The following is a 6,000-nucleotide window of genomic DNA, read 5'->3' on the forward strand; positions in this document are numbered from 1 at the left end:
CCAAAAAATGAGGAAACTCCATTTTATCGGCGGGGTGTTTGTGAATTCTTTTCGTCATTGCGAATGGCATAAATCAGTGCCTGCATCTCGACGGATAGGTCAATCGAATGGACGCGTACACCTTCTGGCACGTTCAGCCGGACCGGTGCGAAGTTCAGAATGCCCTTGACGCCGAGAGCCGCCAAACGGTCGGCCATGTCCTGTGCCGCGCGTGCAGGAACTGTGAGGACGGCCATCTGCACACCGAAATCCGGAAGCTTTTCTTCCAGCCGCTCCGGCGGAAAGATCGGAATTCCGTTCGACATCGTGCCTTCTTCGCTCGCATTGGTATCGAATGCGACAACGATGCGGGTATTGTGGTTTTTCTCAAAATTATATTTTAGAAACGCGTTGCCGAGACTCCCAACCCCGACAAGCGCGAGATTGACCGCTTCGTCCTGGTCGAGCGTCTTGCGGAAAAATTCAAGAAGCCGGCGTACATCATAGCCATAGCCTTTCTTTCCGAGCGCGCCGAAATAGGAGAAGTCCCTCCGGATCGTCGCGGAGTCGATTTTCATCGTCTCGCTCAGCTCCTGGGAAGAGACCCGCTCCTTTCCCTCATTGGCAAGCTTCTGGATAAAGCGGTAATAAAGCGGGAGACGCTTTGACGTCGCCTGCGGAACACGTTGTGTTTCTTCTTTCATAATAGCCTCCATCAAAACCGTCCGTGCGTGAGCCGTTATCATCTTACATGAGCCCGCCATTCCTGTAAAGTCGCGCCGTTGCGCCGCCCCGCCTTTACCATTAAACTGTAGAAGAATAGGGGTGGGAATCATGATCGTCCTTCAAGTGAACAACGTGACGAAATCATTTGCCGGGGAGGAAATCCTCTCAGGCGTCAAACTGGAAGTGCAGCATCGTGACCGGGTGGCCCTCGTCGGCCGCAACGGCGCCGGAAAATCGACGCTCCTCAAGATTATCACCGGCGAGATGGGCCGGGATGAAGGTGACATCATCGTCCCTAAAGACGTGCGGATCGGCTATCTTGACCAACATACGGGCCTTGATACAGACCGTACGATCTGGGAAGAGATGATGACCGTCTTCGAACCGCTGTTCGCGATGGAGAAGGAACTCCGTCAGCTGGAACAGCGCATGGCCGACCCATCCGTATACGGCAATGAGGCTGAATACAAGAAAGTGATGGACGCCTACGACTCGCTCCAGCACCGTTTTGCCGAGGCCGGCGGTTACCAGTATGAATCCGAAACCCGCTCCGTCCTTCACGGCATGCGGTTTTATCCGGAAGACTACGGCAAGCCGGTACGCGTCCTGTCCGGGGGCCAGCGTACGCGCCTGGCGCTCGCTCGGCTCCTGCTGTCCAAACCGGGCCTCCTGATCCTGGATGAGCCGACAAACCATCTGGACATCGAGACACTCAGCTGGCTGGAGAAGTATCTGCAGGGCTACGAGGGGGCCATCCTGATCGTCTCCCATGACCGCTACTTCCTCGACCAGGTCGTGACAATCGTCTATGAAGTCTCACGCCGGAAAGTGACAAAGTACACCGGAAACTACAGCGCCTATCTCGACCAGAAGGCGAAAAACTATGAGCGGGACCGGAAAATGTACGAAAAGCAAATGGACGAAAAGGCAAAACTCGAAGTGTTCATCCAGAAAAACATCGCCCGGGCTTCGACGACGAAGATGGCTCAAAGCCGCAGGAAAGTGCTTGAGAAAACAGACTGGATGGAAGCGCCTGACGGTAACGAAAAATCAGCCGCGTTCACGTTCGGCATCGGCAGGAAAAGCGGCAACGATGTCATGGCGGTGCGTGACCTTGGAATCGGCTATGGCGCCGCCCCCGTATCCAGCGGGCTGGATTTCCGTGTATACCGCGAAGACCGGATTGCTTTCATCGGCCCGAACGGTGTCGGCAAGTCGACACTCCTGAAGACGCTGACCGGCCGTCTGCCGAAAGCGGAGGGCTCGATCAATCTCGGAACCAATGTCGAATTCGGCTTCTACGATCAGGAACAGGCCGAACTCACCGGGAACGGTACCGTCCTTGAAGAAATCTGGAACGAATGGCCGACGATGAACGAAAAGGATATCCGTACGCTGCTGGGACGGTTCCTCTTTACAGGAGACGACGTGACAAAACCTGTCAACACGCTTTCCGGAGGAGAAAAAGCGCGTCTGGCACTGGCCAAGCTGGTCCTTGAAAAGTCGAACACGCTCGTCCTCGATGAACCGACGAACCACCTGGACCTGGATAGCAAAGAAGTGCTTGAAAATGCCCTTCTCGATTTTCCCGGCACGCTCCTCTTCGTCTCCCACGACCGGTATTTCATCAACCGCATCGCGACAAAAGTGATCGAGCTTTCCCCGGACGGGGCCGAAGAATTTCTCGGCGACTATGACTACTATGTCGAGAAAAAGCGGGAACAGGAAGAGATCATGGCGGAGCTGGCGGCAGAACAGCAGGCAGGCCGCCCTGCCGCGCCTAAAACAGCCAATGCACCGCTCGACAAGGAGACCCAGCGCGAAGAGCGGCGCATTCGCCGCGCACTTGCTGAAGCAGAAGAAGAGATGGCTGTGCTCGAGACTGACCTCCGTCGCCTCGAAGAAGAACTGAACCTCCCGGAACACGCAGACGACCATGTAAAGCTCCAGGAAATCCAGGAGCAGCATGATGAAACATCCGCCCGGCATGAAGCGTGCATGGAACGATGGATGGAACTGCAGACAGAACTTGAGAAAGCATGAAGTTGAAAAAGATGACAGGTACTGCCGCTGAATGATCAGCGGCAGTTTATTATTTTCAACAAACTGCTCCTTATTTCCACAGATTTATTCACAGCAGGAATCCCCGTATTCCGGGATATTCACAGAGTTATCCACTTTGTCCACAGTCAAAACCAAAGTTTTACACACTGTCTCCTGAAAACAAGGGGATAAGTCCTTGAGAAATCAACCACTTATCAACACGTTATCAACAAATGTGCATAAGTACAGATGTTCCCTCTTGACAGAACGAGTCGGACCTTGGCGAAAAAAGAAGAATCCGGTCGGCCGGATTCTTCTTTTTCTATATGCTTTTTTTCGCCCACGATTGCAATTCCATACCTGGACGTCCGTTCAGCGCCATGTCGCTGCGGACACCGGCCTTGAACATGGAGGTGCCGGCCGCTGCGATCATTGCGGCATTGTCGGTGCACAGATTAAGCGGAGGCACTGAAAATCGGATGCCTTCCCTTTCCATTGCTTTGCCGAGTGCAGCGCGTAAGCCCTTGTTTGCCGAGACCCCGCCCGCTGCGATCACCTGTCGGACGCCCTTTTCTTTTGCCGCCCGGACCGTCTTTTCAACGACTACATCGATGACACTTTCCTGGAATCCGGCGGCCACACTGGCCGTGTCGATCTCCTGTCCCTTTTGCCGGACATTGTGGACATGGTTGATAACCGCGGATTTCAGTCCGCTGAAGCTGAAGTCGAACGACCCTTCTTCAAGGCGTGCCCGCGGAAACTCGACCGCGCCCTCCGACTCATGGGCAAGGCGGTCGATATGGGGGCCTCCGGGGTACGGCAGGCCCAGCACGCGTGCCACTTTGTCGTATGCCTCACCCGCAGCATCATCCCTCGTTTCACCGATCAGTTCGAAGGAACCGTCCTGCTCCATGTAGACAAGCTCGGTATGGCCTCCGGAAATGATGAGCGCGACGAGAGGGAACTCCATCCCGCTGTCCAGCCGGTTGGCATAGACATGCCCGGCGATATGATGGACACCGATGATCGGCAACCCGTTTGCAAAAGCAAAAGCTTTGGCTGCGTTGACACCGATCAGCAGCGCTCCTACAAGACCGGGACCTTCCGTCACGGCCACTGCATCCAGAGCATCCGGGCTGAGGCCTGCCTGTTCCAGCGCTTCCTCGATGACGAGCGTGATCTGCTCGACATGCAGCCGGGAAGCCACTTCCGGCACCACGCCTCCGAACTTCTTCTGATTATCGATTTGTGAGGCGACGACATTGGACAGGATCTCGCAGCCGTTTTTCACGACCGATGCCGCTGTTTCGTCGCAACTCGTCTCGATGCCAAGAATATGGATGTCATTCATCTTCATTCAGCTCCGTCCACATGACAAGGGCATCTTCGCCGTTGTCGGTATAGTAACCGCGGCGGATGCCGCCTTCTTTAAATCCCAGCTTGCGGTAAAGCCCAAGAGCAGGTTCATTCGAGAGCCTTGCCTCAAGCGTCATCGTGCGTGCGCCTTTTCTTGCGGTGCGCTGCATCATCTGGCGCATGAGTGCCTCGCCGATTCCATGGCCCCGGTAAGCCGACAGCACCGCAACGTTCGTAATATGGCACTCGTCCAGAACGAGCCATGCACCGCAGTACCCGATGATCTTCTCCGGGTCCTCTGCCACCAGATAGTAGGCATATTCATTCGCGAGCATCTCCTGCTCAAGCGCGCCCATCGTCCACGGGGAAGTGAATGCATCCGTCTCCACCCGGTGAACTGCAGGCACATCACCAATGTTCATGGTGCGGAAGGTAATTGAGGGGGTCGCTTCTTTATTCATTACTCCGCTTCCTTCCCGTTCGCCTTTTGCCAATTGGCTTCCGCTTCGGTGATCCTGCGGTATTCAGGTACGAATGAGTGGACAGCCGAAGTTTCCGCCTGCATCGCTTCAGTGATGAGGAGAGACGCCCTCGGCAGATCCTGGGTGAAGTGTGCGCGCCGGCCAAGTTCCCCAAGCATCTCTTTTAGAAGTTCTTCATGCTTCCGGGCGCCTTCACCGACAAAAACAACAGGATTGCGTTGTTGCTTTAATTGCACCAGAAGATCGGAAAGTCCCATATGACGATCTTCCATGAGGCATTCCAGCTTTCCATCCTCTCCCCTTCGGTAAAGCCCTGCATAAACGTTGCCCCTTCTGGCATCAATCAGTGGGCAGATGGTGACTCCGTAGGTGAAGATGTTCGAGGCGAGCACCCGGAGGCTGGATACGCCTGTCAGCGGCTTGTCCAGCGTCCACGCGAGCGTTTTGGCAATCGTCACACCGATACGGACGCCAGTGTAAGAACCCGGTCCTTCCGAAACGGCAATCGCGTCAAGCTCGGCCGGACGGATGCCGGCTCTTTTGAACAGCTCCTCAACTGCCGGCATGGCACCAGCAGAGTGGTTCAGCCCCATCGCGGAATTTAGTTCAACAAGCAGCTCCCCGTCTTTTACCAGTGCTGCCGACAGCGGCGCATTCGCCGTGTCCAGTCCGAGCCAGATCATCGCATTAACTCCTTCGTCATCGATTCGTATCGGCTTCCGGCAGGTTTCAGCGTGAAACGGCGGCCGTCACCGCCAAGACGGCGGATCTCGATGTCCAGCCGCTCTTTTGGCAATTCTTCTTCTATATATTGTGCCCATTCCACGACGCTCACGGCGTCTCCATAAAACAGCTCTTCCCAGCCGAGATCCTCTTCGCTGTCTGCAAGCCGGTACACATCGAGGTGGTTAAGCGGCAGACGGCCTTCATATTGTTTCAGGATCGTGAATGTCGGACTGCTGACAGTACGACGGACGCCGAGCCCTTTTGCAAGCGCCTGGGTGAATGTTGTCTTTCCGGCTCCGAGGTCTCCCTCCAGCGTGATCACCTCTCCGCCTTCAAGCAAAGAAGCAAGTTTTTCGGCCAGCCGTGCGGTCTCTTCCGGTGACTGGACATCGATTGTTTCATTCATGCTTTGTCACTCCATCTTCTATAGCCTTTGCTTTCCCAAGTTTAAAGGATAAAGCCGGCAAATTGTAGTGTTTTGCAAAGCCAGGACAGCAAGGAAGGGATTCATTACATTAAGGCCGGAGAAGGCACGTGCCTTTCATGAAAGTGACGATCCGTCGTTTGAAAGTGACGAATCACCCATTGAAAGTGACGAATCGCCCATTGAAAGTGACGAACTCACTGAAATGCCCGTCAGTCACCTGTTCCATGAAATGCCGCCTGGAATCCCTCTTAAATGACAATT

General features: G+C 54.9%; 6 protein-coding genes. 1 reads left to right on the top strand and 5 read right to left on the bottom strand.

The annotated features are described in order from the left end of the window. Positions 1–23: 23 nt before the first annotated feature. Positions 24–683 carry a redox-sensing transcriptional repressor Rex gene (locus AC6CHQ_RS11690; protein WP_251239963.1) on the bottom strand — a complete coding sequence of 220 codons (660 nt, stop codon included), beginning with the start codon at positions 681–683 and terminating at the stop codon, positions 24–26. A 130-nt stretch (positions 684–813) separates the two neighbouring features. Between AC6CHQ_RS11690 and AC6CHQ_RS11695 the strand changes: the two genes are divergently transcribed. Next, the gene (locus AC6CHQ_RS11695; protein WP_251239964.1) at positions 814–2,748 is read left to right on the top strand and encodes an ABC-F family ATP-binding cassette domain-containing protein; all 1,935 of its coding nucleotides are present in this window, start codon (positions 814–816) and stop codon (positions 2,746–2,748) included. Between the two features lie 322 nt (positions 2,749–3,070). Here the strand turns inward: AC6CHQ_RS11695 and tsaD are convergent, their stop codons facing one another. Genes tsaD through tsaE form a run of 4 tightly spaced genes read right to left on the bottom strand, consistent with a single transcriptional unit; the run spans position 3,071 to position 5,718 of the window. Next, the gene (gene tsaD, locus AC6CHQ_RS11700; protein ID WP_092056139.1) at positions 3,071–4,099 is read right to left on the bottom strand and encodes a tRNA (adenosine(37)-N6)-threonylcarbamoyltransferase complex transferase subunit TsaD; all 1,029 of its coding nucleotides are present in this window, start codon (positions 4,097–4,099) and stop codon (positions 3,071–3,073) included. Further along, positions 4,092–4,565 (bottom strand): ribosomal protein S18-alanine N-acetyltransferase, encoded by a 474-nt coding sequence (gene rimI, locus AC6CHQ_RS11705; protein WP_092056129.1) that lies wholly within the window; start codon positions 4,563–4,565, stop codon positions 4,092–4,094. The genes tsaD and rimI overlap by 8 nt, the downstream gene beginning before the upstream one ends. Then, a complete protein-coding gene (tsaB, locus tag AC6CHQ_RS11710; RefSeq protein WP_251239965.1) occupies positions 4,565–5,269 on the bottom strand; it encodes a tRNA (adenosine(37)-N6)-threonylcarbamoyltransferase complex dimerization subunit type 1 TsaB in 705 nt (234 codons plus the stop codon). The genes rimI and tsaB overlap by 1 nt, the downstream gene beginning before the upstream one ends. Further along, complete coding sequence (gene tsaE / locus AC6CHQ_RS11715) at positions 5,266–5,718, bottom strand: tRNA (adenosine(37)-N6)-threonylcarbamoyltransferase complex ATPase subunit type 1 TsaE (RefSeq protein WP_251239966.1); 453 nt, start codon at positions 5,716–5,718, stop codon at positions 5,266–5,268. Before tsaE ends, tsaB begins: the two co-directional genes overlap by 4 nt. Between the last annotated feature and the right edge of the window lie 282 nt (positions 5,719–6,000).

The sequence above is a fragment of the Bhargavaea sp. GQ12 genome, assembly GCF_059758705.1.

Coding starts and splice junctions, on each gene's coding strand:
- AC6CHQ_RS11690 (WP_251239963.1), bottom strand. CDS start 683: ATGAAAGAAGAAACACAACGTGTTCCGCAGGCGACGTCAAAGCGTCTC.
- AC6CHQ_RS11695 (WP_251239964.1), top strand. CDS start 814: ATGATCGTCCTTCAAGTGAACAACGTGACGAAATCATTTGCCGGGGAG.
- tsaD (WP_092056139.1), bottom strand. CDS start 4,099: ATGAATGACATCCATATTCTTGGCATCGAGACGAGTTGCGACGAAACA.
- rimI (WP_092056129.1), bottom strand. CDS start 4,565: ATGAATAAAGAAGCGACCCCCTCAATTACCTTCCGCACCATGAACATT.
- tsaB (WP_251239965.1), bottom strand. CDS start 5,269: ATGATCTGGCTCGGACTGGACACGGCGAATGCGCCGCTGTCGGCAGCA.
- tsaE (WP_251239966.1), bottom strand. CDS start 5,718: ATGAATGAAACAATCGATGTCCAGTCACCGGAAGAGACCGCACGGCTG.